We start from the raw sequence: 1858 nt of genomic DNA, 5'->3' as shown, positions 1-1858 counted from the left end.
TTCAGAACTAACACAGTGGACGCGAGCAACTGAGGACAAGCCCTCGGCCTATTAGTACCAGTCAGCTCCACCCCTTACAGGGCTTCCACATCTGGCCTATCAACCCAGTCGTCTACTGGGAGCCTTACCCTCTCAAGGAGGTGGGAATACTCATCTCGAAGCAGGCTTCCCGCTTAGATGCTTTCAGCGGTTATCCTTTCCGAACGTAGCCAACCAGCCATGCCCTTGGCAGGACAACTGGCACACCAGAGGTTCGTCCGTCCCGGTCCTCTCGTACTAGGGACAGCCCTTCTCAATATTCCTACGCGCACAGCGGATAGGGACCGAACTGTCTCACGACGTTCTAAACCCAGCTCGCGTACCGCTTTAATGGGCGAACAGCCCAACCCTTGGGACCGACTCCAGCCCCAGGATGCGACGAGCCGACATCGAGGTGCCAAACCATCCCGTCGATATGGACTCTTGGGGAAGATCAGCCTGTTATCCCCGGGGTACCTTTTATCCGTTGAGCGACGGCGCTTCCACAAGCCACCGCCGGATCACTAGTCCCGACTTTCGTCCCTGCTCGACCCGTCGGTCTCACAGTCAAGCTCCCTTGTGCACTTACACTCAACACCTGATTGCCAACCAGGCTGAGGGAACCTTTGGGCGCCTCCGTTACTCTTTAGGAGGCAACCGCCCCAGTTAAACTACCCATCAGACACTGTCCCTGATCCGGATCACGGACCCAGGTTAGACATCCAGCACGACCAGAGTGGTATTTCAACGACGACTCCACAACCACTGGCGTGGCCGCTTCAAAGTCTCCCACCTATCCTACACAAGCCGAACCGAACACCAATATCAAACTGTAGTAAAGGTCCCGGGGTCTTTCCGTCCTGCTGCGCGAAACGAGCATCTTTACTCGTAGTGCAATTTCACCGGGCCTATGGTTGAGACAGTCGAGAAGTCGTTACGCCATTCGTGCAGGTCGGAACTTACCCGACAAGGAATTTCGCTACCTTAGGATGGTTATAGTTACCACCGCCGTTTACTGGCGCTTAAGTTCTCAGCTTCGCCACCCCGAAGAGTGACTAACCGGTCCCCTTAACGTTCCAGCACCGGGCAGGCGTCAGTCCGTATACATCGCCTTACGGCTTCGCACGGACCTGTGTTTTTAGTAAACAGTCGCTTCTCGCTGGTCTCTGCGGCCACCCCCAGCTCAGGAAGCAAGTTCCCTCACCAGTGATGGCCCCCCTTCTCCCGAAGTTACGGGGGCATTTTGCCGAGTTCCTTAACCATAGTTCACCCGAACGCCTCGGTATTCTCTACCTGACCACCTGAGTCGGTTTAGGGTACGGGCCGCCATGAAACTCGCTAGAGGCTTTTCTCGACAGCATAGGATCATCCACTTCACCACAATCGGCTCGGCATCAGGTCTCAGCCTTAATGTGTGACGGATTTGCCTATCACACGGCCTACACCCTTACCCCGGGACAACCACCGCCCGGGCTGGACTACCTTCCTGCGTCACCCCATCGCTTACCTACTACCACCTTGGGTCGACGGCTCCACCACTCCCCTCAACTCCGAAGAGATCAGGGCGGCTTCACGGCCTTAGCATTAATGGATTCGATATTGGGCGTTTCAAAGCGGGTACCGGAATATCAACCGGTTGTCCATCGACTACGCCTGTCGGCCTCGCCTTAGGTCCCGACTTACCCTGGGCAGATCAGCTTGACCCAGGAACCCTTAGTCAATCGGCGCACACGTTTCTCACGTGTGTATCGCTACTCATGCCTGCATTCTCACTCGTGAACCGTCCACCACTAGCTTCCGCTGCGGCTTCACCCGGCACACGACGCTCCCCTACCCATCA

Annotated in this window: 1 rRNA gene; it reads right to left on the bottom strand. The window is 56.3% G+C overall.

The window, feature by feature from the left end:
* Positions 1–31: 31 nt before the first annotated feature.
* Positions 32–1858 (bottom strand): 23S ribosomal RNA (locus AB0G17_RS37295); the annotation flags it as partial.

Origin of the sequence: Streptomyces sp. NPDC023838, assembly GCF_040639555.1 — a bacterium.
GTDB lineage: Bacteria > Actinomycetota > Actinomycetes > Streptomycetales > Streptomycetaceae > Streptomyces.
This window is presented reverse-complemented; position numbering and strand designations above follow the sequence as displayed.